This window comes from Proteus vulgaris, assembly GCF_023100685.1.
In the GTDB taxonomy this organism is placed as follows: domain Bacteria; phylum Pseudomonadota; class Gammaproteobacteria; order Enterobacterales; family Enterobacteriaceae; genus Proteus.
This window is the reverse complement of the sequence record NZ_CP090064.1, coordinates 1,735,249-1,760,729: the sequence shown is the minus strand read 5'-3', so window position 1 is coordinate 1,760,729 and position 25,481 is coordinate 1,735,249. Positions and strand designations below refer to the sequence as shown.

Genomic DNA, 25,481 nt, shown 5'->3' with positions numbered 1-25,481 from the left:
CGCTGTGAGTTCAATCGGTGGATGCAACACACTGGTTAAATCGTTCTGCTGGTGATTCGTAACCTAGCGTTTTTCTTGGCCTCTCGTTGAGTTGTCTAGCTATGCTGTCTAACCGTTGCTGGCTATGAACGGATAAATCAGTACCTTTGGGAAAATATTGTCTGAGCAATCGGTTCGTATTTTCGTTTGAACCACGTTGCCACGGAGACTGAGGATCGCAGAAGTAGACTTGAATATCAGTCGCTACAGTAAATACTGCATGATTGGTCATTTCAACACCTCTGTCCCAAGTTAATGTTTTATATAGTTCAACGGATAATTGCTGAGCCTGTTTAATGAGAGTGGCTATCACCGTTGTTGTTTTATTATCACTGATTTTAGCTAGCATAACATAACGTGAATGGCGTTCTACTAAAGTGACAATATAAGAATTTTTAGAGCCTTGAATTAGATCCCCTTCCCAGTGGCCTGGAATTGCTCTATCCGCAACAGTCGATGGTCTTTCACTTATAGGAACGGCATTAGGGATTGAGCCTAATCCTTTTCCTTTAAGTGATGTGGTTCTAGATTTTCGTACCGTTCTTCTGCTTCTAAGATATTGCTGTAACTCTTTTTTTAAAGCTCCCCGAGTTTGTATAAAAAGTGTTTTATAAATCGTTTCGTGAGACACATTCATCTCCTGAGCATCTGGATTATTGCGTTTCAGCCAGCCAGCAATTTGCTCAGGCGACCAGCCTTGATGCATTTTTTCTGCGATTATTTTACACAATGTAGGGTTTTGACTTAATTTACAAGCTTTGGGTCTCAAGGCATTATCCCATGCTTTTTTATCCGCTTTTGCTGCACGGTAGTTGGTTAATCCACCATGTCTGCGGATCTCACGACTAACAGTTGAAGGGGCTCTTGATATTTTTTTAGCTATCTCCCTGATACTGCACTTTTCTGCTAATCCTCTCGATATTTCTTCTCTTTCATCAAGCGAAAGCGATAACCTGTGGCGTTTACGGACAGGAGGACGGAAGCCACCCGTTTGATAAATAGTGGGCATAATAGAAGAATGGTATCTATCAAACATTCTTGCTATCTCATGTAAAGAATCACCTTGTTTATATCTGTCCCAAATAATCGCTTTTTGTTCAGGTGTATAGTAAATACGTTTTCTTGGCTTCATAACAATGCCCTCCTTATTTAAGGATAGCGTTGCATTGATTAATTGAACTCACAGCTCAAACCAGACTGTAATTTCTAATAATATTCTACCTATGAGCCCCAAGTCTGAGCTAATACAATTTAAACCCCTCACAAAAACAATTAAGGCTACACACCATGCGTAGCCTTAATCTTATTCACGTTATCTAACTCAATTATTTTTTATCTTTATTCTCTATCGCTATTGTTTGCCGTTTTTCTTCTTCCGGTAACTCATACTCAATAGCAATAGTCAGAAGTCCACTTGATAAATTGGCTTTTTCTATTTTAACATTTTTACCGAGGTCAAATTGCAACGTAAATTGTCCTTGAGATATACCTCGGTGGATCCATTTATCATTGTCTTCTTCTGATTTTTCTTCTTTTTTCCCTTCAATCAATAAACGGCTTCCTTTTAATGAAACCGATAAGTCATCTTCTTGATATCCAGGCACACTGACTGTCAGTTCATAATGGTTATCATCAATCTGTTTCAGGTTATAAGTCTGTACAGGTGATGCAATAGGCTTACTGCCTGTTAACTGACTAAACAGGCGATCTATCTGATCAAAACGGTTTGAAAGTAAGTTATCAGATAATGTTGGGAATAATGAAAAAGGTTTAATGTTAGGCATATAACTCCTCCTTCAGTATTTAGTGAATTATGAGCGGTATCTTATTTACCCAAAATATAAATATGAACGAGCAAAAATTTTTCAAGGCCCAAAATCTAAATTTTTTATCTTTAACCAACATGGGATTGTAGATAGCAAAAAACCCCGCCGAAGCGAGGTTTTGTATATTCAACTATTTAATGCTCAACTCATTTGAGCTGTCATTACACTTTTGCAAAAGATACATTTTGCGCCGCGTGGATTATTCACTGTGACATCAAATTGTGATGTTCTATATTGTGAACCGCTACAACAAGGGCATTTAAAATAGAGGCGAATAGTAATAGCGCCTTTAGAGAGCCACCACGTTGCCTGCTGCTGGGCCTTTCATACCATTTTCCATGGTGAATGAAACTTGTTGGCCTTCCGCTAATGTTTTGAAGTTATCACTTTGGATTGCAGAGAAATGTACGAATACATCTTTGCTGCCATCAGCTGGAGTAATAAAACCAAAACCTTTACCTTCATCGAACCATTTTACTGTACCAGTCATTGTATTAGACATAGAATTTCCTTTAATTTATTTAATTTGCCATAAGGCATAGGCGGTTTGTTTTGTATTTTTACTTATGGGAATTAATTAGAAGGAATTCACAATGAAGAGGTATCGAGGATAACGCTAAACGGGAACAACTTTAAACTTACTAACATAAATAGGTCTGTACTTCCAAACCAGTGACGTTATTAAGCCACAGAAAAATGCAGATAGCAAACTTTATTTTTTAGCGATAAATCAGCTTAAGTAGACCTATAAAAAACATAACCCCGCTACACTCACGAGGTTTTTAATAGATAAGTCATGTAACATCAAAACCATTATTAACACAATATATTGTGTTTTGTAATTACGCAAGACTATAAATGTGGTGTTTTCTAATTATTTTATCCATGTCTAATTTTACGTTATCAACCGATAAACACCCTTCAATAAATCCTTCCGCTGTCTGCAATCGCTTAGCCACTTCATTATGAGAAATACCGAGTTTTGAAGCCATTGAACGCAAAGGATAATTCTTCACATAACACATAATAACCAACTGAAATAAATAACTATTATTTACCTTTAAATGTAATGCCGCTTTATTGATTTTTAAGCCATCATCATCTGAACATCGCTCTCGGCTTCGTCTTGAACTTGGAATTAATCCTTTAAAACCTGTGGCAATTGATGAGTAATCGATACTATTTCCCTCATTAGCTGACCACGCTCCCCAACGTGATAAAACTTGTTCTGCGCAACTAAATCAGGACACTTTTCTTAAGGAATTTTGTTCATACTCAATGGATGGCAGATCACCGTTGGCAGTATGAAGCCTTTCTAGGTTGTAATAGCGCATATACGCGGTAACATCTTCTTTCATCTGTTTCCGAGTCGGCTGTGGGATTTTTAGTACCCAATCGTGCTTTAAGCTACCAAAAAATCGTTCAACAACGGCGTTATCCCAACAGGCTCCAACATCGCCCATACTTGCTCGAATACCATAACTTGTCAGTAAGTGACGATAGCGCTTACTCGTATATTGTGACCCCCTATCACTATGGAAGACTAGTCCTTTTTCGGGCTGGCGTAAGTTATACGCCTTCATCAAAGCTTTACTGACTAAATTTGACGTCATTCGTTTATCGATGTATCAACCCACAATACGGCGAGAATATAAGTCCATCACGATGGCTAAATACATCCAGCCTTCGCCTGTTTTTAAATAGGTCACATCACCCGCCCAAACTTCGTTAGACGCATGAGGATTAAAATTTTGATTTAGCAAATTATCGGCTACTGCATCACAGTGTTTGCGCTTTGTGGTGACTTTGTAAGCAACGCGTTGAGTGACGACTGGACCCAGCTGAGCCATTAGCTTTTGAACGCCATACGCACTCGCGCTAAAGCCCTCTTTGCATAACCGTTTACGTAACGTTCTATAACCTAAGCTATTTCGACTCTGTTCAAAGATAACTTTGGCTCTACGGTACAGGCTAAGTTGTTCTGCTGTGATCAGTTTTACAGGGCGTTTGAGCCAAGCGTAATAGGCAGAACGGCTTATTTTCATTAATTTGCAGAGATTCAGTACGGGAAACTGTGAAGATAATTGCTTAATTGTTTTAAACGCTACTTGGTTTCCTTTAGCAGGAGGGCGCTGGCTTTTTTTAGGATCTCTTTCTCCATCCTAAGTTCTTTGTTTTCCTTTCGAAGCCTTAATAGCTCAGCGTCGAATTTTGCTTTCCAGTTATAAAGTAATTTATCGGTGATCCCTAAAGAAGCTGCCGCTTTTGGAACGCTATAACCTTGCTCGGTGACTAATGCGACCGCTTCTTGCTTAAACTCAGTGGTATAAAATCTATTTGTTCGTTTTTTCATTTAACACCTCAATAATTGGATTATATTCCATTATTAAAGTGTCCTGTTTGATTAAAGCAGATCATAAATCAACGGAACGACTTAAGAGGATAATTACAGATGGCTGCCCGACCACGAACCCATAAAATTATTATCCCTAATCTATATCGAAAGCTAGATAAACGTAACGGCAAGATTTATTGGCAATATAAACACCCCATCACCGGTAAATTTCATAGCTTAGGCACTGACGAGCAAGAAGCGAGAGAAACTGCCATTCAGGCCAATACAATTATTGCTGAACAACATACTCGACAGTTATTAAGTATTAATGAACGGTTATCAAAAATTAAGACAAACAAGTCTGAAATATCTGTCGATATATGGATGGATAAATATTTAGACATTCAAAAAGAAAGATTAGATATCGGTGAATTAAAAATTAATTCTTATCGACAAAAAATGAAACCTATTAATTTATTCCGTCAGTATTGTGGTACGAAAATATTAAAAGAGATAACCGCTTTAGATATTGCTGAAATAATAGATTCCATCAAAGTATTAGGGCATTCAAGAATGGCGCAGGTCGTTCGCATGGTGCTTATTGATGTATTTAAAGAAGCTCAACATGCTGGCTATGTTCCGCCTGGTTACAATCCCGCGAAAGCAACTAAACAACCACGGAACAGAGTGAAAAGAGAACGCATGACATGCGACGAATGGCGCACTATTTACCAGTAAGCTAAGAACCACCCTCCTTACCTGCAATGCGGCATGTTATTGGCTTTAACCACAGGTCAGCGGATCGGTGATATCTGTAAAATGAAATTCTCTGATATTTGGGATGATATGTTACATATACAGCAAGAGAAAACGGGCAGTAAGTTAGCCATCCCTCTCTCGCTAAAATGTGAAGCTATCAATCTCTCCTTAAGGGATGTTGTTGCTCAATGTCGTGATGCCGTTGTGAGCAAATATCTCGTGCATTATCGACATACCACCGCACAAGCGAAACGCGGTGAACAAGTCACACCAAATACGTTAACCACAACATTTAAAAAAGCACGAGATAAATGTGGGTTAACTTGGGAAAAAGGTACGGCACCAACTTTCCATGAACAGCGATCTTTATCCGAACGACTTTATCGAGAACAAGGAATTAATACACAAAAATTATTGGGGCATAAAACACAAAATATGACCGATAAATACCACGACGATAGAGGCAAAGAATGGCAAATTATTGCTGTTTAATTGAAGAGTTTTGGGGATATTTTGGGGAAGAATTTTATAGTACAAAAAATAAACGGGAACTAATAAGCTCCCGTTAACTATTTATCAAATCAACAATTACATATGTTTGATAATCGCGTCACCAAACTCGCTACATTTCAGCAGTTTAGCGCCTTCTAACTGACGTTCAAAATCATAAGTTACAGTCTTAGCGGCAATCGCGCCTTCCATACCTTTAATGATTAAGTCAGCTGCTTCAGTCCAACCCATGTGGCGTAACATCATTTCTGCGGAAAGGATAATTGAGCCAGGGTTAACTTTATCTTGCCCTGCATATTTTGGTGCAGTACCGTGTGTTGCTTCAAATAAAGCACACTCATCACCAATATTTGCACCCGGTGCGATACCGATACCACCTACTTGAGCCGCTAATGCATCGGAAATATAGTCACCATTTAGGTTCATACATGCGATTACATCGTACTCTGCTGGACGTAACAGAATTTGTTGCAAGAATGCGTCAGCGATAACGTCTTTAACGATGATCTCTTTACCTGATTTTGGATTTTTGATTTTAACCCAAGGACCACCATCTAATAATTCACCACCAAACTCTTCACGTGCTAATTCATAACCCCAGTCTTTAAAGGCACCTTCGGTAAATTTCATAATATTACCTTTGTGTACCAGAGTCACTGAATCACGGTCGTTATCGATCGCGTATTCAATCGCTGCACGCACTAAACGCTTAGTTCCTTCTTCTGAACAAGGTTTGATACCAATACCACAATCTTGTGGGAAGCGGATTTTGGTAACACCCATTTCATTTTGCAGGAATTTAATCACTTTATCGGCTTCTGCTGAACCCGCTTTCCATTCAATACCTGCATAAATATCTTCTGAGTTTTCACGGAAGATAACCATATCTGTTAGTTCAGGTTGTTTAACTGGGCTTGGTGTGCCTTTGTAGTAACGTACTGGACGTAGGCAAATATAGAGGTCTAGTTGTTGACGTAATGCAACGTTTAATGAACGGATACCACCGCCAACTGGGGTAGTAAGAGGACCTTTAATAGAAACACGATATTCACGGATAAGATCTAAGGTTTCTTCTGGTAACCAAACATCTTTACCATAAACCTGCGTTGATTTTTCGCCAGTGTAGACTTCCATCCACTCAATCTTACGTTCTTTGCCGTAAGCTTTCTCAACTGCTGCATCAACAACTTTTAACATTGCTGGCGTGACATCGATACCGATACCGTCCCCTTCGATATAAGGGATAACCGGATTATTTGGAACAACAAGCTTACCTTTAGCATCTAGTGTAATTTTAGCGCCATTAGCCGGAACAACTACTTTGCTTTCCATTTACCTCTCCTTTCATGTAAGCGCACGCTTTGTTAATTTTTTGTAAGAGACCTGTCAATACTACTTGATTATTCAGCTAACGCCAATCGCTTCTCTTTTAAGGTATAATCAATCTCCCATTTTTTACAAAAATTAACTATGGCAAATCAACTTAAAAATAGCGCTAAATCGAGAAAACACCACACTTCATTAGCACAAAGAAAACCAGTGCGCCCAAGAGGTGAGCGTAAAGTCGTTATCTTCAACAAGCCCTTCGATGTTCTTGTACAATTTACGGACGAGAGTGGCAGAAAAACACTAAAAGATTTTATTCCTATTCGTGATATTTATGCGGCAGGACGTTTAGATAGAGATAGTGAAGGACTTTTAGTCTTAACAAATGATGGAAAACTACAAGCAAAATTAACACAACCGGGTAAAAAAACAGGAAAAATCTACTATGCTCAGGTAGAGGGTGTTCCTTGTACCGCCGCATTACAACAATTTCGAGATGGATTAGAGCTTAAAGATGGCAAAACATTGCCAGCACAAGTCGAAATAGTTGGGCAACCCGAATGGTTATGGGAGAGAAACCCGCCGATTAGAGAACGCCAAACTATTCCAACAACTTGGCTAAAAATCACCTTATTTGAAGGTAAAAACCGTCAAGTGAGACGAATGACTGCTCATGTTGGTTATCCTACATTGCGCTTGATCCGCTTTAGTATGGGAAATATTACATTAGATAATTTATTACCCGGTGAATGGAAGGAGATTGATTTTGTTTAAACCTCATGTGACTGTCGCGTGTATCGTTCATGCGCAAAATAAGTTTCTCGTTGTTGAAGAAACTATCAATGGAAAAGCAACGTGGAATCAACCAGCAGGGCACCTTGAAGCCGATGAAACACTTATTCAAGCCGTTCAGCGTGAGTTATGGGAAGAAACAGGATTAACGCTTCCTGTTCAATATTTTCTTAAATTACATCAATGGATTGCGCCTGATAAAACGCCTTTTTTACGTTTTCTCTTTTTAATTGAAGCACAAGAACAATTTGACACTCACCCTAATGATAGCGATATCAATTGTTGTCACTGGGTTAGCGCAGATGAAATTATCCAAAGCCAGCAATTACGCTCACCTTTAGTGAGAGAAAGCCTGTTATGTTATCAACAAGGTGAACACTACCCTCTTTCTATTTTAACTAGCTTTGGCGCACCCTTTAACTAAATGACAGAGAATGGAAAAACAAAGCATCAAAAACAGAGCAACACTTGATGCACCTGTGTCAGTGATATGGTAAAGTATGGCGCTTATTTTTCCGCAGTGAGATCCAGTCATGTCAGATAACAGCCAAAAAAAAGTCATCGTAGGAATGTCCGGTGGCGTAGATTCATCCGTCTCAGCCTATCTTCTTAAGGAACAGGGATATCAGGTCGTTGGTCTGTTTATGAAGAACTGGGAAGAAGACGATGATACAGAATATTGCTCAGCTTCAACGGATCTTGCCGATGCGCAAGCCGTATGCGATAAACTTGGCATTGAGCTTTATACTATCAATTTTGCCGCTGAATATTGGGATAATGTTTTTGAACATTTTTTATCTGAATATAAAGCAGGCCGCACCCCAAACCCCGATATTCTGTGTAATAAAGAAATAAAATTTAAAGCATTTTTAGAATATGCGGCAGAAGATTTAGGTGCTGATTATATCGCAACAGGTCACTATGTTCGCCGTCGTGATATTAATGGCAAAAGCCAATTACTTCGTGGCGTCGATAACAACAAAGACCAGAGTTATTTCTTATACACGTTAAGTCACGAGCAAATCGCACAAAGCCTTTTCCCTGTTGGTGAAATGGAAAAGCCTGAAGTTAGAAAAATTGCTGAAAAACTTGATTTAGCAACAGCAAAGAAAAAAGACTCAACGGGTATTTGTTTTATTGGTGAGCGTAAATTTACCGATTTCTTATCACGTTACCTCCCAGCTAAACCTGGTCCTATCATCACAGTTGATGGTGAAACCATCGGTGAACACCAAGGATTGATGTATCACACATTAGGTCAACGTAAAGGTTTAGGTATCGGTGGAACAAAAGACGGTGGCGATGATCCTTGGTATGTCGTTGATAAAGATGTTGAAAATAACATTCTTGTTGTGGCGCAAGGTCATGAACATCCAAGATTAATGTCTGTCGGCTTAATTGCTCAACAATTGCATTGGGTATCGAGAGAAACAATTACTGAAGCGTTCCGCTGTACTGTTAAAACACGATATCGCCAACCTGATATTGCGTGTACAGTAACACCATTAAGTGAAGATAAAATTGAAGTCCGCTTTGATTATCCCGTTGCGGCTGTAACACCGGGACAATCAGCCGTCTTTTATCAAGACGAAGTCTGTTTAGGTGGCGGTATCATTGAAACCCGTATTCAGGAGTAGACGTGGCTAAAGATTTTCGTGATATTACACTTGCACTGGCAGGCGTCTGCCAGGCAAGTCGTCTTGTTCAGCAAATAGCTTACCAAGGTAGTGCGAACGAGAATGATGTTGAAGTGATGGTTAACAGTATTTTTAATCTCAATCCAACATCAACACTTGATGTTTATGGCAATCAAATCAGCCATTTAAAATTAGGCTTTCAAACACTGAAAGCTATCCATCAGGCAGTAAGAAGAGAAAAATTAACACTGGAGTTGATGACTTATCAACAAGGTTTAATCAACTTAGAACGCTTAATCGGACGAAATGACGATTATAGTGCACGTTTATCACAAAAAATTTCTCAATTAGAGCGTCAAAAAAGCTATTTTGAACCTATGTCCGAAGGTGTATTTAATGCCCTTGCTGGCGTTTATGTTGATGCAGTTAGCCCTGTAGGCCCTCGCATTCAAGTTCATGGCTCTATCGAACTGTTAAAAAACCCAATTATTCAAGCTAAAGTTAGAGCGCTATTATTAACGGGTATCCGTAGTGCTGTGCTCTGGCGTCAAGTTGGTGGTCGCCGTTTTGATTTTTTATTGCATCAAAAAACGATCATCCGACAAGCTGATGATTTTCTCGCTCAATGTTAATACTTTAAATTCAACCTGGGAGTTGCCAACAATGGAATTATCTTCGCTGACAGCGATTTCACCGATTGACGGTCGTTACGGTAGTAAAACTTCGTCGTTACGTTCTATTTTTAGTGAATTCGGTCTTCTGAAATTCCGTGTACAGGTAGAAGTTCGCTGGCTGCAAAAGCTGGCATCTTGCGCCGACATTAAAGAAGTTCCCGCCTTTGAAAAAAACGCAAACGATTACCTTGATGCAATTGTTGCTAATTTTAATGAAGAAGATGCGGCACGCATTAAATCTATCGAACGCACCACTAACCACGATGTAAAAGCCGTAGAATATTTCTTAAAAGAAAAAGTGGCGACCATCCCTGCTTTACATCAGGTTTCTGAATTTATTCACTTTGCTTGTACTTCTGAAGACATTAATAATCTGTCTCATGCTATTATGCTAGAAACAGCCCGCCAAGAGATCCTGCTACCTGTATGGCGTGAACTTATTGATACAATTAGTAAAATGGCACAAGAATACCGCGACTTACCTCTTCTTTCTCGCACTCATGGTCAACCTGCTACCCCATCTACAATGGGTAAAGAGTTTGCTAACGTTGCTTACCGCATGGAACGCCAATACCGTCAACTTACACAAGTTGAGATCTTAGGTAAAATTAATGGTGCCGTCGGTAACTATAACGCTCACTTAGCCGCATATCCTGAAGTAAACTGGCACCAATTTAGTGAAGAATTTGTGACTTCATTAGGTATTACATGGAACCCATACACAACGCAAATTGAACCGCATGATTATATTGCTGAACTTTTTGATTGTATTAGCCGTTTCAATACCATTTTGATCGATTTCGATCGTGATATTTGGGGTTACGTTGCACTGAATCACTTCAAACAAAAAACGATTGCGGGCGAAATTGGCTCATCCACCATGCCTCACAAAGTCAACCCTATTGATTTTGAAAACTCTGAAGGAAACTTAGGGTTAGCAAATGCCGTTATGGGGCACCTTTCTAGTAAACTACCGCTTTCTCGTTGGCAACGTGATTTAACTGATTCAACCGTTCTGCGCAATTTAGGTGTGGGTATTGGTTATGCATTAATTGCTTATCAATCAACCATGAAAGGCCTTAATAAGCTTGAAGTAAATGAAAAACATCTTCGTGAAGAATTAGACTGTAACTGGGAAGTATTAGCAGAGCCAATCCAAACTGTAATGCGTCGTTATGGCATTGAAAAACCGTATGAAAAACTAAAAGAATTGACTCGTGGTAAGCGTATTACTGAGCAAGATATGGTTATTTTCATCGATGGTTTAGAGTTACCTGAGCATGAAAAAACTCGTTTAAAAGCGATGACTCCTGAAAGTTATATTGGTTTTGCAACTCAGTTTGTTGATAAGTTAAACTAATTTATCACACGAAAAAGGCAGATAATTTCTGCCTTTTTTTATAACAAAAAAACGAAGAAAACTATCTATAACCTAAACACTTTGCTGGCTACAGTATTTTTTAATCAATAGATTGTCTATGATAACCTTATATTTTTATCTAATAGACTGACTATCATGTCCTATATTTATTTTACAACGGTGTCTTTTTACCGATTGTACTCAAGGTGGAATAATGCGGATCTTAATTATTGAAGATAATATTTTACTTCGTCATCACTTATCTGTGCAGTTTCGTGATGCAGGCCATCAAGTTGACGCAGCAGAAGACGCTAAAGAAGCAGATAGTTTTATAGCAGAAGGTACACCCGATGTTGCTATTGTAGATTTAGGATTACCCGATGAAGATGGTATTAGCCTTATTCGAAGATGGCGAGAAAACAATATCACGTTACCTATTATGGTGTTAACTGCGCGTGAAAGTTGGCAAGAAAAAGTCTCCGCATTAAATGCTGGTGCTGATGATTATGTGACAAAACCTTTTCATTTTGAGGAAATTGTTGCACGTATTCAGGCATTAATGCGAAGAAACATGGGAATTGCATCGCAAACACTCTCTATTGAGCCTTTTGAGTTGGATTTGTCACGTAAAGAGTTCATGATTTCAGGCGAGCAAATCAAATTAACAGCGTTTGAATATACGATCTTAGAAACATTAATGCGCAATCAAAATAAAGTTGTTAGCAAAGATGCATTAATGCGTCAGTTGTATCCAGATGCTGAATTAAAAGAAAGCCATACTATTGATGTACTAATGGGGCGATTACGTAAAAAAATCTTAGAAAAATACCCTGATGATGTTGTCGTGACAGTACGTGGACAAGGCTACCGTTTTGATATGAAACCTTAATATGCAAAAAAAACAGCGCTCTCCACTCTCATTACGAACACGATTTTTACTTGCAACGAGTGCCATTATTTTGGCTCTTACGCTCTCTTATGGGTTGGTTGCTATAGTCGGTTCTATTGTCAGTGTAGATAAAACCACTTTTATGCTGATGCGCAGTCAGAGTAATCTTTATTACAGTTTAGCGCAGTGGAATAAAGGCAAGCTGAATATTGAGTTTCCAACAAATTTGAATAATAACAATACATCGCTGGTGGTCGTTTTTGATGATAAAGGTAATGTCTTATGGACACCTTCTGATTTACCTAAAGCTATTCCTGATAGCATTAAGCATAAATGGCGTCATGAAGAAGGGTTATTTGAAATTTCGGTTGATGTCAAAATAACTCGTTTAATGCTAAAACAGTTGCCTCAATACCGTGTTTATCTCAAACGACTTGAAGAATATTCAAGTAACGAATTTTTAACTCACTCAGTGGTAATTAATCATTATCCTGCGGCTGATAATATGCCTTACATGGCAATCGCAGTTATCGATCCTATACCTCAGCGTATGCAAAAAGTCAGTCAGGTTTGGGACTGGTTTTTATATATCATTCTCGCTAATTTGTTCTTAGTTGTACCTTTAATTTGGTTAGCAGCACACTGGAGTTTACGGCCTATTAAACAATTGATAGAACAAATAAGTGCATTAGAAAAAGGAACACGTAATGATTTGGATGAAAATCCGCCAACCGAATTAAAGGGCTTAGTCCGAAATTTAAATGTATTATTACGTAATGAACGAAGCCGTTATAGTAAATATCGCACAAGTTTATCTGATCTTACCCATAGCTTAAAAACGCCCCTTGCCGTATTACAATCAACATTACGCTCTTTACGATCAGGTAAGCAAATGACGATAGAGCAAGCTGAGCCTATCATGCTCGATCAAATAGAACGAATTTCACAACAAGTCGGTTATTATCTGCATCGGGCATCTATTCATGGTGATCACGACATTACCACGCGAAAACTCCATTCACTGTCAGGGTTGTTAGATAATCTTTGTAGCGCTTTAAGCAAAGTTTATCAGTCAAAAGGCGTTGATTTAACACTCAATGTTTCACCTGAAATCATGTGGTTAGGTGAGAAAAATGATTTTATGGAAGTGATGGGCAATATTCTGGATAACGCTTGTAAATACTGTTTAGAGTTTGTTGAAATCAATGTAAGTAATAATGAAAACAGCGTAATAATTATTGTTGATGATGATGGCCCCGGTGTTAGCCCTGAAAAAAGAGAGGCTATTTTCCAGCGAGGAACAAGAGCAGACACGTTGCGACCGGGGCAAGGTTTAGGATTATCTATCGCTGTAGATATTATTGAACAATACAGTGGCGAAATTACTATTACCGATAGCCCTTTAGGTGGCGCTCGTATCACTGTAACCTTTGCTGAGCAACAACTTACCACTGAGCGTGAATAACCTCTCTTGATAAAAAATGTTTTTTATCAAACTTCCCTCCACTCTGTATACTGCATTATGTATGATATCTATGCAGTTATTACAGCGTTACTCGCTATTACTCACATTGCTCAAAGGAATGTTTAGCAGGAAGTTAGAATTCATTATACTATGACTTCAGGCTTCCCGAATTCAGGTTATACACAATGGACTATAAACTTAATTTAGATTGGCAATCATTCCTCGAAAGCCATTGGCAAAAACGCCCTTTATTAATTAAAAACGGCTTCTCACGTTTTGTTGATCCTTTATCTCCTGACGAACTTGCTGGTCTTGCAATGGAAGATGAAGTAGATAGCCGTCTTGTTAGCTGTCAAGACGGACAATGGGGAGTCAAACATGGGCCTTTTGAGCACTTTGAAGGACTTGGTGATAAAGATTGGTCTTTACTTGTACAAGCCGTCGATCACTGGCATTTTCCTAGTGCGGCATTAATGAAGCCTTTTCGTGTATTACCCGATTGGCGCATTGATGATTTAATGATCTCTTATTCTGTTCCCGGTGGTGGTGTAGGTCCGCATCTCGATCAATATGATGTCTTTATTATTCAAGGACAAGGTCGTCGTCGCTGGCGTGTGGGTGAAAAAATCCCAATGAAACAACATTGCCCTCATCCTGATCTGCTGCAAGTTGATCCTTTTGAAGCAATTATTGATGAAGAATTAGAACCGGGTGATATTCTTTATATCCCACCTGGATTCCCACATGAAGGCTATGCGATTGAAGAATCGCTAAACTACTCTGTTGGTTTCAGAGCACCTAATGCGCGTGAACTTTTCAGTGGTTTCGCTGACTATGTGTTAGCTAATGATTTAGGCAGCTATCGTTATAGCGATCCAGATCTAACACCGCGTGAAAACCCAGCATTAGTGCAACATCAAGAGTTAAATAAACTTCATGACATGATGGAAGATTTACTTGCTCAACCAGAAGTATTTCGTCATTGGTTTGGTGAATTTATTTCTCAATCTCGCCATGAACTTGATCTCGCAGTTCCAGAGCCTTTATATGAAAATGCAGAAATTCATGATTTACTGCAACAAGGTGAGCAACTTCATCGTTTAAATGGTATTCGTGCGTTACGTGTTGGCGATAACTGTTTTGTAAATGGCCAATTGATGGATACTGATCATATAGAAGCGGTGGATGCACTTTGCCAATATGATTATATTGATAAACAACACTTGGGCGATGCATTAGCTGATCCAAAATTTGTGCGTTTATTAACTCAGCTAGTTAATCAAGGTTATTGGTATTTTGAAGATTAATTATCACTAATTTTCAATAATAAGTTATAAAGCCCTGAGATATTAATTACAGGGCTTTTTTATTATTAAATACTTTAAAATATCACTTCTTATAAAATTTAACGAATTAAATAATTTATCGATTCTTTTAAAAGTACTCTTGTATTACGAAAGAGAAAAGGAATAACAACAAAAAATGTACTCTGTAAGAAAAAAAGTAATAACGTATGCTTACTATTTGTTGCATAAAGAGAAAATGAGATTAAATAAGTTATCAGAAAATAACTAGAAATAATAATAAATGACTGTCGATCAGCTTTTTTAATTACTTGCTTTTTATGAGAAATTAACTTCTCTTCTATTACCGGTTTTAATAATTCTCCTGTTATGGTTTCCATTCAATATCCTTATATTATATTTATTCATCACACTGTGATTATAAGAGATATTCAATAAAATCAATTTATCAAAGAGTTATTAATATTAAGCCTATATTAAAAGTTTAATATTAAATAATATGTAAGCCCATCATTACAAAATCATTCTATTTTTAATTAAGTACGTTTACTCATTAATGTAATGTCTATTTTTCAGTCATTTCTCCTATTTTATTTTATCAATTCCTCCTAAGATAAAATTAGATTTTTACTACCTTACTTCTTTTTTCGACAATGGAGTCGTCTATGAAAAAGTTTATTATTTTAATTGCTGCGTTTATTTTACCGTCCATGGTATTTGCAAAAACAGTAGAAATAACCAAGGAGAAAGCACCACCTGCACAAACGGATATCATTTTTGTATTAGATAAAAGTGGTTCAATGCAAGGATATGAAAAAGATACTATTGGTGGATTCAATACCATTTTAGCTGAAAATAAAAATCGCCCAGAAAAAGTCTATATCAGCACAATTTTATTTGATAGTAAGGCTAAAAAATTACATAACCGCATTGATATTAATAAGATAAATGATTTAACTGCTAATGATTATTTTGCATCAGGTAATACCGCATTGCTAGATGCGGTGGGAAATGCAATCACTGAAGGAAATAAACCAAATTCACCTTATAAAAATGTCATGATGGTGATCATCACTGATGGCGAAGAAAATAGTAGCCGTGAATATTCGCTAGAAAAAGTGAAATCATTAATTACTTCAGCAGAAAAAGAGAAAGGCTGGGAGTTTATCTTTCTAGGTGCCAATTTTGATGCGATAAGTGCAGCGGAAAGTATTGGTATTAAATCATCTAACTCAACTCAATATATTCAAGATGCCAAAGGCTATGGAAATGCCTATGAATCGGTTAATAAAGCCGTTCAGTCTAAGATTGAAGGTAAAGAATTAAATGAAGATTGGAAATCTTCTGTTGAGCAAGATTATAACGAGCGTAAATAAGTCATCTAAGTTAACAATATAACTAAGATATATAACTAAAAAATAATAGCCGACATATCGGCTATTATTTTATACACTCAATACATGATTAATTAATCACTTTAGCCTTTTCTCTTTCAGCCGTAATTTCAGCTATACGCATGATCACACTCACCGCAGCCTCCATTCCTTCTAAAGAGATAAATTCATGCTTACCATGGAAATTATAACCGCCAGTAAAAATATTAGGGCAAGGTAATCCACGATAAGAAAGCTGAGCACCATCTGTGCCACCACGAATAGGTTTGATGTTAGGCTCAATATCACAATCAATCATTGCTTGTTTTGCTATTTCAATGATGTGTGGGAATTGAACAACTTTATCATGCATATTGTAATAACTATCATCAATAGTCAGCTCAATATAGCAATCTGGATGTAAGCCTTTACCTACTTTTTCTGCAATCGCAATCATATTCTGTTTGCGTTTTTCAAATAAGTTACGATTAAAATCACGGATAATATAATGCATTTCCGCCCTTTCTACCGTACCTTTAATACTTTGCAGATGGTAGAAACCTTCATAACCGTCGGTATTTTCTGGTGTTTCATCAATAGGTAATTCTTGATGAATGCGTGTTGCTAATCCTAATGCGTTTACCATCACCCCTTTTGCACTACCAGGGTGAACATTGTTACCAACAATTTTGATATTCACTGATGCGGCGTTGAAGTTTTCATATTCCAATTCACCAACACCACCACCATCGACGGTATAAGCCCAACTTGCACCGAATGCATTTAAATCGACATAATGCGCACCACGACCTATTTCTTCGTCAGGTGTGAACGCAATACGAATATCACCATGAGGCCTATTTGTTTCTTTTAAACGCACCATGGCAGTAATAATTTCAGCAATACCTGCTTTATCATCAGCACCTAATAAGGTTTTACCGTCTGTGGTGATTAATGTTTTACCAATCATGGAGTGTAAGATTGGAAACATAACCGGTGATAACACTTCATCACCAATACCCAATGCAATATCACCGCCACGATAATCTTCAAGCACTTGTGGTTTTACATGCTTACCAGAAAAATCCGGCGCTGTATCAAGATGCGAAATAAAACCAATTACAGGCACCGGCCAAGAGACATTGGATGGCAAACTTGCCATTACACATCCTTTGTCACTGAGTGTTACATCAGCAAAACCCAGTTTTTTTAATTCTTGTGCCAATGCCTTAGCTAGTTTTAGCTGACCATCACTGCTTGGTGACATTTTTGAAGATGGTTTTGATTGTGTATCAAAATTAATATATTCAAAAAAACGTTCTAATAATTTATCCATTTTGCCCCCTAAGATCTCTCTAATAACAATAATAGGGAACTCTATAAAATAATTATTGCGTCAAATCAGCTTTAGGATCATTAATTAATTCAAACAATTTATGAACATATTCATCAACAACCTGACTTGCTGGCCCATAATGTTTTTCTTCAAACTGGCTTTCAACCAAACTTGGCTCAAGATTTAGCTCAACAGTGTGAGCACCTGTTAGCCTAGCTTCATGAACAAAACCCGCCGCAGGATAGACATTACCAGAAGTACCAATAGAGATAAAAATATCAGCCTCAGCCAACGCTCGATAAATTTCATCCATGCCAATAGGCATTTCACCAAACCAGACAATATGCGGACGTAGTGGTGATGGAAATTGGCAACAATGGCAGTGATCTGTTGTTTCTAAATCACCTTTCCATTCAAAAACTTGGCGGGATTGTGGGCAACGTACTTTTAATAATTCACCATGCATATGTAAAACATGCTGACTCCCCGCTTTTTCATGTAAATTATCAATATTTTGCGTTACAAGAAGGAAGTTATCTTTACCTAAACGTTGCTCAAGTTTCGCTAGTGCATAATGCGCTTCATTCGGCTGAATGGTAGGTTGTTGCAATTGACGACGGCGTTCATTATAAAACTGCTGAACCAATTGTGGGTTGCGTTGATAACCTTCAGGTGTAGCAACATCTTCAACACGATGTTCTTCCCACAATCCATCTTCTGAACGAAATGTTTTAATTCCTGATTCAGCAGAAATGCCAGCCCCTGTTAATACGACAACTTTGGGTAAATTCATTTCATGTTCCGTTTTATGGGTGAGATGAAAATAACGACAACGTGAATGTTGTCTGCGTAAACTTTTGATCTTACGAAACTTCCTAAGCCGACGATGACGAAGTTTAAGTTTCATCATTACAATCCTTGGTTTTCAAGTTTAAATATCGCGTTTCTAGCGTCACTATTTTAAGCGTTTTTTCTTCTTTGTATGTCAATAAACTTATTGTCCACTTAAAATTCTTGCAGGATCTAGTTTAGTGGCTCGACGAGCAGGATACCAACTTGCTATCAGGCTTAAGATCACAGTGGTGATAAATACAGAAAACACATCAATCAAATGCACTTCTGAAGGGAGAAAATCGACAAAATAAACATCACCAGAAAGTACACTATGCCCTGTTAATGATTCAATAACAGATACTAAAGGTGTCAAATTATAAGCCACTAATACACCAAAAATAACACCTGCAATACAGCCAATCATGCCTGATAATAAGCCGTACCATAAAAAGATATTACGAATATGGCTATCACGTGCGCCGAGCGTACGTAAAATAGCAATATCACTGCTTTTATCTCTTACCGCCATAATCAGTGTTGAAACAATATTAAAACAAGCCACACCAATCACTAAGATCATGGATAAATACATAATGCTACGGATCATTTGAATATCGCTATACATATAGCCATAATCACTTATCCAGCTTTTAGCATAAACATACTCTTCACTATTTAAACCTGCATTATGAATAATTTCATTAGCCAAAAACGGATCAACCGTTTTCACTTCAATCCCTGTAATACCTTGGCCGTAATCCATATATTGTTGAGCATCTGCTAGAGGAATTAATGCTAATTGGTGATCAAGCATTCCACTCAATTTAAATATGCCACTGACTTGTAGGCGAATACGTTTAGGCTGTAATAGCTTAGTTGGATCATCATTATTCGGAATTAATACCGTTAGCCAATCACCTTGTTTAATTTTTAATGCGTCTGCAACACCTTGCCCAATAATAATTTGTTGCTTACCCGCCCGAAAATCTTGCCATGCATTATTTTGTACATAGCGAGGTAATAAGCTGATATCACCTTGTTTTTCAGGAGATACGCCCATAACTTGCACTGCTTTTAGTTCAGTACCTTTCTCTAACAACCCTGTTAATAAGATATACGGCGCAGCCGCGACAACCCCTGGTGTTTTTTCAATCCGAGGTAATGCCGATTGCCATTGTACAAATGGCTGTTCAACTGAATAAATTTGACCATGAGGAACGACAGATAAAATACGGTTTTTTAATTCGCGTTCAAATCCATTCATAGCACTTAAACCGATAATTAAAACAGCAACCCCAAGCATAATACCCAGTGTTGAAATAACCGAGATTAATGAAACCATTCCCGCACGTTTTCGCCCTCTTGAAAAACGTAAAGCTGTCACTAATGCAAGTGGCAATTGCGCCATTATTTCACTCCTGAAATCATGTTTTGTGGCTGTAATTGACCATCTTTCATTTCAAGTTGACGCTGAAAACGAGCCGCCAGTGATAAATCATGCGTCACCACTAGAAAAGCCGTTTGCTTCTCTTTATTTAATTTTATCAATAACTCGAAAATACCTTCGGCATTTTTCTGATCAAGATTACCTGTTGGCTCATCCGCAAGTACTAATGCAGGATCGTTAACCAATGCTCTTGCAATCGCAACACGTTGTCTTTCACCACCTGAAAGCTCTGAAGGTCGATGATGAGCACGCTCTTTTAAGCCAACCGCTTCAAGTAAAGACATCGCTTTCTCTTTCGCCTTTACAACACTAACTCCACCAATCATTAATGGCATTGCCACATTTTCAAGTGCAGTAAAATCCGGTAATAAATGATGGAATTGATAAATGAAACCCAGTTGTGTATTACGTAGATCGGCTTTTTCTGAAGAAGATAATGTATTAAGTGATTGCCCTTCAAAGAAGACTTCACCTGATGTCGGTGAATCTAAGCCACCTAATAAATGTAATAAGGTACTTTTACCTGAACCAGAACTCCCCACAATCGCTAAAAAATCACCTTTTTCCATTTTAAATGAAACCGATTTCAGCACTTGGGTTGAAATTGTACCGTCTTGGTATTGTTTACACAGGGCGTGACAATCCAATAAACAATTTTTGTCAATTTGCATATTTTTTTCTGATGCCATTGGCTGTTTATTAATCGAAGAATTACTCATAACGTAGCGCCTCTGCTGGCTGAATAGTCGCGGCCCGCCAAGACGGGTATAAAGTAGATAAAAGGGAAATTATAATGGCAGCAAAGCCAATCATAAATACACGGCCCCACTCAAGCGTTGCAGGCAATTCAACACCTTGTGGAATAAGTCCTACCGCCGGCATAATAGTATTTAATTGGCTAGAGAGTAATGCTCCCAAAAGACCACCAGCAACAGCACCTAACATACCTGCACCAGCACCTTGCAACATAAAAATGGACATAATCTGAGAACGTTTTAAGCCCATGGTTTGCAAAATAGCCACTTCTCCTTGTTTTTCCATAACTAATAAAGAAAGTGAGGTAATAATATTAAAAGCAGCCACAGCAATAATTAAGCTTAATAATAATCCCATCATATTTTTTTCCATTTTAACTGCCTGGAAAAATTCACCTTTACGTTCGCGCCAATCTTTCCAGCTTAAATTTTCAGCTAAAGGTTTAGCACTGTATTTTTCAATATTGAGAGGATCAGAAAAGAAAAGACGCCATCCTGTAATATTACCCGGCTGATAACGCATTAAACGTGCTGCATCTTGTTGATTAACTAAGATTTGAGAGGCGTCAGCATCTCCACCACTTTGGAAAATGCCTTTAACAGTAAATAATCGTTGGCTGGGTAATCTTCCCATTGGAGTGAGTTGACTAACACTTGGCACAATCAGACGGATTTTATCCCCTTCTTTTGCTTTCAGTTGTTTAGCCAAGCCACTTCCTAAGATCACGCCATACTCACCCGATTTAAGCATAGAGAAATCACCATAACGAATATGTTTTGTTAAAGGTTCATCTTGTGCTTTTTCAATCCCTAACATGACACCAACGCTGATATTGTCTTTACTTTGCAAAACAACATCACCTTCTACTAAAGGGACAACGTTTATGATACCTTCTCGCGTCAGTAGATTTTCGGCTATATTTGATTGTCGGGGTAATTGTCCGTTAGGTGATGTCACTATGGCTTGAGGAAGATAAGCAAGAATACTTTCTTGCAATGAACGCTCAAAGCCATTCATGACAGAAGTCACTGTGATAAGCGCTGCTACACCTAACATGATCCCTAAAGCGGATAGCCATGAGACGAAGCGGCCGAACTTATCGACCGCGCGACCCCGCATATAACGGAGCCCTATATAAAATGAGACAGAATTGTACATGAAATCTGTGCTGTTCCTGTTGCTAATGCGAAGTGTTCAGGGATAATAAAGGGTAGTCTTACTGAATGGAACCACTCTATTCCCAAACTGTGGTTTTTCTTTTATCTTAACCTGCCCGCCAGTTTAAGCTTTAGCGAGTACGCTGAAGATGTGTTGGGAGTTAACTACAACAAAGAGTTCACATTACACGCTTATGTCCTCAGAATATCGTTATCAACTTCCTATAAAACAAGGGGATACTCGCCAGCTAGGTCAACTGACTGGTGCCGCTTGTGCTCTAGAATGTGCAGAGATCATCAAACGTCATTCTGGATTAGTCGTCCTTGTTACTCGTGACATGCAAAATGCATTACGTTTACAAGATGAAATCCGTCAGTTTTGTGATTATCCAGTAGAGACATTATCGGACTGGGAAACGCTGCCTTATGACAGTTTTTCGCCTCACCAAGAAATTATCTCAAACCGCCTTTCTACGCTATACCGTATTCCATCACTTCTCAAGGGAATTTTAATCTTACCCGTCAATACGTTAATGCAGAAAGTTTGCCCTACGGATTATCTCGCAAGTCATGCGTTGGTAATGCAAAAAGGAGAGGTACTTTCTCGTGATAATTTACGTAAAACACTCGATGAAGCGGGATATCGCCATGTAGAGCAAGTGTTAGAACACGGGGAATATGCAACACGCGGTGCATTGCTTGACTTATTTCCTATGGGAAGTGAATTTCCTTATCGTATTGATTTTTTCGATGATGAAATTGATAGCCTGCGTACTTTTGATGTTGATACCCAAAGAACATTAATAGAAGTGGAGCAAATAAATTTATTGCCCGCACATGAATTTCCTACAGATGCTAATGCGATTGAGCTCTTTCGTAGTCAGTGGCGTGAGCGCTTTGATGTAAGACGTGATCCTGAACATATTTATCAGCAAGTCAGCAAACACATATTGCCTACTGGGATTGAATATTGGCAATCGCTATTTTTTGAACAGCCTTTATCTAACTTATTTGCTTATTTTCCCAAAAACACGCTGATAGTAACGCAAGATCTACAAGATTTCGCAGATAAGTTCTGGCAAGACATCAACCAACGTTTTGAAAGTCGTCGTGTTGACCCAATGCGACCATTGCTTCCTCCTGATGATATTTGGCTCAGTGTTGATAAATTTAATAAAGAACTTAAACAGTGGCCACGAATTCAACTTAAAACAGAAACATTGCCAGAAAAAGCAGGACAAACTAATTTAGGTTATCAACCACTTCCTGATTTATCGATCAACGCGCAAAGCAAATCCCCTTTAGACAATCTACGTCGATTCCAAGAACAATTTTCAGGTAGTGTGATTTTCTCTGTTGAGAGCGAAGGCCGACGTGAAACGGTACAAGAACTGTTATCACGGATAAAAATTGCCCCTAAACAGATCATTGAGTTATCAGATGCCCAAGAAAAAGGAACCTATTTTATTATTGGTGCAGCTGAACACGGTTTTATTGATAGTCATCGTCAATTAGCCATGATCTGTGAAAGCGATATGTTAGGCGAAAGAATTAATCGTCGTCGTCAAGACAATCGTCGGGCAATTAATACCGATACTTTAATTCGTAACCTTGCCGAATTAAGCATAGGCCAACCTGTTGTTCATCTTCAGCATGGTGTTGGACGCTATCAAGGTATGACAACCTTAGAAGCAGGCGGCGTTAAAGCTGAATACTTAATGTTAAGCTACGCAGGTAATGACAAGCTTTATGTCCCTGTTTCATCATTGCATTTAATCAGTCGTTATTCCGGTGGTGCTGATGAAAATGCCCCTTTACATAAATTGGGGGGCGATGCATGGGTAAGAGCTCGTCAAAAAGCGGCTGAAAAAGTCCGTGATGTTGCAGCGGAACTGTTAGATGTTTATGCCCAGCGTGAAATAAAAACGGGCTTTGCCTTTAAAATGGATAAAGAGCAGTATCACGCATTCCGACAAAGCTTTCCTTTTGAAACTACCCCCGATCAAGAAACAGCGATCAATGCCGTATTAAGTGATATGTGCCAAGCTATTTCAATGGATAGATTAGTCTGTGGTGATGTTGGTTTTGGTAAAACAGAAGTGGCAATGCGCGCTGCATTCCTCGCGGTTAACAATAATAAACAAGTTGCAATTTTAGTCCCAACCACCCTATTGGCTCAGCAGCATTTTGATAATTTCCGCGATCGTTTTGCCAATTGGCCCGTTAATATTGAGATGATCTCGCGTTTTCGTAGTGCAAAAGAACAGCAACAAATTACAGAAAAACTGGCTGAAGGTACTGTTGATATCGTCATTGGTACACACAAATTACTACAGCCTAGCATTCACTGGAAAGATTTAGGGCTACTCATTGTTGATGAGGAGCATCGCTTTGGCGTTCGCCACAAAGAACGCATTAAAGCCATGCGTGCTAATGTAGATATTTTAACACTGACAGCAACGCCTATTCCTCGCACGTTAAATATGGCCATGAGTGGTATGCGTGATCTTTCTATTATCGCAACGCCACCTGCACGCCGTTTATCTGTGAAAACCTTTGTGCGGGAATATGATGATTTAGTGGTGCGAGAAGCCATCTTGCGTGAAACATTACGTGGTGGACAAGTTTATTATTTGTATAACGATGTTGAAAATATTGAAAAAGCGCGTGAAAGACTAGCTGCACTCGTACCAGAGGCACGTATTGGAATTGGTCACGGACAAATGCGTGAACGTGACCTTGAGCGTGTGATGAATGATTTCCACCATCAACGTTTTAATGTGTTACTTTGCACTACCATCATCGAAACAGGTATTGATATACCTAGCGCGAACACCATTATTATTGAGCGTGCCGATCACTTTGGTTTAGCACAATTACATCAGTTACGTGGTCGTGTAGGTCGTTCTCATCATCAAGCTTATGCTTATTTGTTAACACCACACCCTAAAGCTATGACAAAAGATGCTCATAAACGTTTAGAGGCAATTGCTTCACTGGAAGATCTGGGCGCAGGTTTTGCATTGGCAACACATGATTTGGAAATTAGAGGTGCAGGAGAATTACTTGGTGAAGAACAAAGCGGTCAAATGAATACCGTAGGCTTCTCACTTTATATGGAATTATTAGAAAGCGCGGTAGAAGCTCTTAAAGATGGCAGAGAGCCATCGCTTGAAGATCTTACTAATCAACAAACTGAAATTGAATTAAGAATGCCCGTCTTATTGCCTGATGATTACATTCCAGATGTAAATGTCAGACTCTCATTCTATAAACGAATTGCAAGTGCGATTGATTTAAATGAACTTAATGATTTAAGAGCAGAGTTAATTGATAGATTTGGTAAATTACCTGATGCTGGTCGTTATTTACTGCGTAATGCAGCTATTCGTTTAAACGCTATGGGCCTTGGTATTACTCGTATTGAAGCCCATGACAAAGGTGGATTTATTGAATTTGGCGAGAAAAACAAGGTTGATCCGGGCTATTTGATTAGTTTGCTTCAAGAACAACCTGCTGTTTTCCGCTTAGATGGCCCATCTAAATTGAAGTTTATTATTGATTTAGCTGAACGTGAAAAACGTCTTACTTTTATTGATGATATGTTAAGCGCATTCGATGATCATAAGATGAAATAACGCAAGAGCTAACCGTTACTTAAG

At 38.4% G+C, this 25,481-nt stretch carries 20 protein-coding genes and 4 pseudogenes; 11 read left to right on the top strand and 13 right to left on the bottom strand.

All coding sequences use genetic code 11. From position 1 onward, the window contains the following. Positions 1 to 10: 10 nt before the first annotated feature. From LW139_RS08520 to LW139_RS08495, 6 genes and pseudogenes are all read right to left on the bottom strand, one after another. Positions 11 to 1,171, bottom strand: coding sequence for an IS30 family transposase (locus tag LW139_RS08520; RefSeq protein WP_247851052.1), 1,161 nt, complete (start codon positions 1,169 to 1,171; stop codon positions 11 to 13). Between the two features lie 193 nt (positions 1,172 to 1,364). Further along, a complete protein-coding gene (locus LW139_RS08515; protein WP_247851051.1) occupies positions 1,365 to 1,823 on the bottom strand; it encodes an Hsp20 family protein in 459 nt (152 codons plus the stop codon). Positions 1,824 to 2,024: 201 nt separating this feature from the next. Next, a pseudogene (locus LW139_RS08510) lies at positions 2,025 to 2,147 on the bottom strand (cold-shock protein); the annotation flags it as partial. Positions 2,148 to 2,154: 7 nt separating this feature from the next. Next, positions 2,155 to 2,367, bottom strand: coding sequence for a transcription antiterminator/RNA stability regulator CspE (gene cspE, locus LW139_RS08505; RefSeq protein ID WP_006537195.1), 213 nt, complete (start codon positions 2,365 to 2,367; stop codon positions 2,155 to 2,157). A 340-nt stretch (positions 2,368 to 2,707) separates the two neighbouring features. Then, positions 2,708 to 3,094, bottom strand: a pseudogene (locus LW139_RS08500) (antiterminator Q family protein); the annotation flags it as partial. Between the two features lie 12 nt (positions 3,095 to 3,106). Further along, a pseudogene (locus LW139_RS08495) lies at positions 3,107 to 4,218 on the bottom strand (IS3 family transposase). Between the two features lie 99 nt (positions 4,219 to 4,317). On the opposite strand from LW139_RS08495, the pseudogene LW139_RS08490 reads away from it, so the two are divergent. Then, positions 4,318 to 5,451 (top strand): annotated as a pseudogene (locus LW139_RS08490) (site-specific integrase). A 96-nt stretch (positions 5,452 to 5,547) separates the two neighbouring features. Here the strand turns inward: LW139_RS08490 and icd are convergent. Further along, positions 5,548 to 6,801 (bottom strand): NADP-dependent isocitrate dehydrogenase, encoded by a 1,254-nt coding sequence (gene icd, locus LW139_RS08485; protein ID WP_006537208.1) that lies wholly within the window; start codon positions 6,799 to 6,801, stop codon positions 5,548 to 5,550. 138 nt (positions 6,802 to 6,939) lie between these two features. Between icd and rluE the strand changes: the two genes are divergently transcribed. From rluE to LW139_RS08445, 8 genes are all read left to right on the top strand, one after another. Beyond that, entirely contained in the window at positions 6,940 to 7,569 is a 630-nt protein-coding gene (gene rluE / locus LW139_RS08480) for a 23S rRNA pseudouridine(2457) synthase RluE (RefSeq protein ID WP_227336726.1), read from the top strand. Next, a complete protein-coding gene (locus tag LW139_RS08475) occupies positions 7,562 to 8,011 on the top strand; it encodes an NUDIX hydrolase (protein ID WP_109409357.1) in 450 nt (149 codons plus the stop codon). Before rluE ends, LW139_RS08475 begins: the two co-directional genes overlap by 8 nt. A gap of 109 nt (positions 8,012 to 8,120) precedes the next feature. Continuing rightward, a complete protein-coding gene (gene mnmA, locus LW139_RS08470) occupies positions 8,121 to 9,224 on the top strand; it encodes a tRNA 2-thiouridine(34) synthase MnmA (RefSeq protein WP_166540163.1) in 1,104 nt (367 codons plus the stop codon). A gap of 2 nt (positions 9,225 to 9,226) precedes the next feature. Then, the gene (hflD, locus tag LW139_RS08465; RefSeq protein ID WP_109409359.1) at positions 9,227 to 9,856 is read left to right on the top strand and encodes a high frequency lysogenization protein HflD; all 630 of its coding nucleotides are present in this window, start codon (positions 9,227 to 9,229) and stop codon (positions 9,854 to 9,856) included. A gap of 31 nt (positions 9,857 to 9,887) precedes the next feature. Further along, on the top strand, positions 9,888 to 11,258 hold the full coding sequence (gene purB / locus LW139_RS08460; protein WP_166540164.1) for an adenylosuccinate lyase: 1,371 nt from the start codon (positions 9,888 to 9,890) through the stop codon (positions 11,256 to 11,258). A gap of 214 nt (positions 11,259 to 11,472) precedes the next feature. Continuing rightward, positions 11,473 to 12,147, top strand: a complete 675-nt coding sequence (gene phoP / locus LW139_RS08455) for a two-component system response regulator PhoP (RefSeq protein ID WP_109409361.1) — start codon at positions 11,473 to 11,475, stop codon at positions 12,145 to 12,147. Between the two features lies 1 nt (position 12,148). Then, positions 12,149 to 13,612: a two-component system sensor histidine kinase PhoQ gene (gene phoQ, locus LW139_RS08450; protein WP_109409362.1), complete on the top strand. Its 1,464-nt coding sequence runs from the start codon at positions 12,149 to 12,151 to the stop codon at positions 13,610 to 13,612. Positions 13,613 to 13,797: 185 nt separating this feature from the next. Next, the gene (locus LW139_RS08445; protein WP_075672658.1) at positions 13,798 to 14,919 is read left to right on the top strand and encodes a cupin domain-containing protein; all 1,122 of its coding nucleotides are present in this window, start codon (positions 13,798 to 13,800) and stop codon (positions 14,917 to 14,919) included. A gap of 98 nt (positions 14,920 to 15,017) precedes the next feature. Here LW139_RS08445 and LW139_RS08440 read toward each other — a convergent pair whose 3' ends face one another. After that, on the bottom strand, positions 15,018 to 15,296 hold the full coding sequence (locus LW139_RS08440) for a hypothetical protein (protein ID WP_166540165.1): 279 nt from the start codon (positions 15,294 to 15,296) through the stop codon (positions 15,018 to 15,020). A 285-nt stretch (positions 15,297 to 15,581) separates the two neighbouring features. On the opposite strand from LW139_RS08440, the gene LW139_RS08435 reads away from it, so the two are divergent. Continuing rightward, on the top strand, positions 15,582 to 16,292 hold the full coding sequence (locus LW139_RS08435) for a vWA domain-containing protein (RefSeq protein WP_227336725.1): 711 nt from the start codon (positions 15,582 to 15,584) through the stop codon (positions 16,290 to 16,292). An 88-nt stretch (positions 16,293 to 16,380) separates the two neighbouring features. On the opposite strand, the gene pepT is transcribed toward LW139_RS08435, so the two are convergent. The 5 genes from pepT to lolC form a co-directional block, all read right to left on the bottom strand. Further along, the gene (gene pepT, locus LW139_RS08430) at positions 16,381 to 17,625 is read right to left on the bottom strand and encodes a peptidase T (RefSeq protein WP_109409365.1); all 1,245 of its coding nucleotides are present in this window, start codon (positions 17,623 to 17,625) and stop codon (positions 16,381 to 16,383) included. Positions 17,626 to 17,677: 52 nt separating this feature from the next. After that, positions 17,678 to 18,535, bottom strand: coding sequence for a Sir2 family NAD+-dependent deacetylase (gene cobB / locus LW139_RS08425; protein ID WP_109409366.1), 858 nt, complete (start codon positions 18,533 to 18,535; stop codon positions 17,678 to 17,680). Positions 18,536 to 18,619: 84 nt separating this feature from the next. Beyond that, positions 18,620 to 19,867 (bottom strand): lipoprotein-releasing ABC transporter permease subunit LolE, encoded by a 1,248-nt coding sequence (gene lolE / locus LW139_RS08420; RefSeq protein ID WP_109409367.1) that lies wholly within the window; start codon positions 19,865 to 19,867, stop codon positions 18,620 to 18,622. Further along, the gene (gene lolD, locus LW139_RS08415) at positions 19,867 to 20,577 is read right to left on the bottom strand and encodes a lipoprotein-releasing ABC transporter ATP-binding protein LolD (protein WP_166540194.1); all 711 of its coding nucleotides are present in this window, start codon (positions 20,575 to 20,577) and stop codon (positions 19,867 to 19,869) included. The genes lolE and lolD overlap by 1 nt, the downstream gene beginning before the upstream one ends. A 40-nt stretch (positions 20,578 to 20,617) precedes the next feature. Further along, a complete protein-coding gene (gene lolC, locus LW139_RS08410; protein ID WP_109409368.1) occupies positions 20,618 to 21,820 on the bottom strand; it encodes a lipoprotein-releasing ABC transporter permease subunit LolC in 1,203 nt (400 codons plus the stop codon). A gap of 193 nt (positions 21,821 to 22,013) precedes the next feature. On the opposite strand from lolC, the gene mfd reads away from it, so the two are divergent. Beyond that, positions 22,014 to 25,457, top strand: a complete 3,444-nt coding sequence (gene mfd, locus LW139_RS08405; protein WP_227336722.1) for a transcription-repair coupling factor — start codon at positions 22,014 to 22,016, stop codon at positions 25,455 to 25,457. Positions 25,458 to 25,481: the final 24 nt, after the last annotated feature.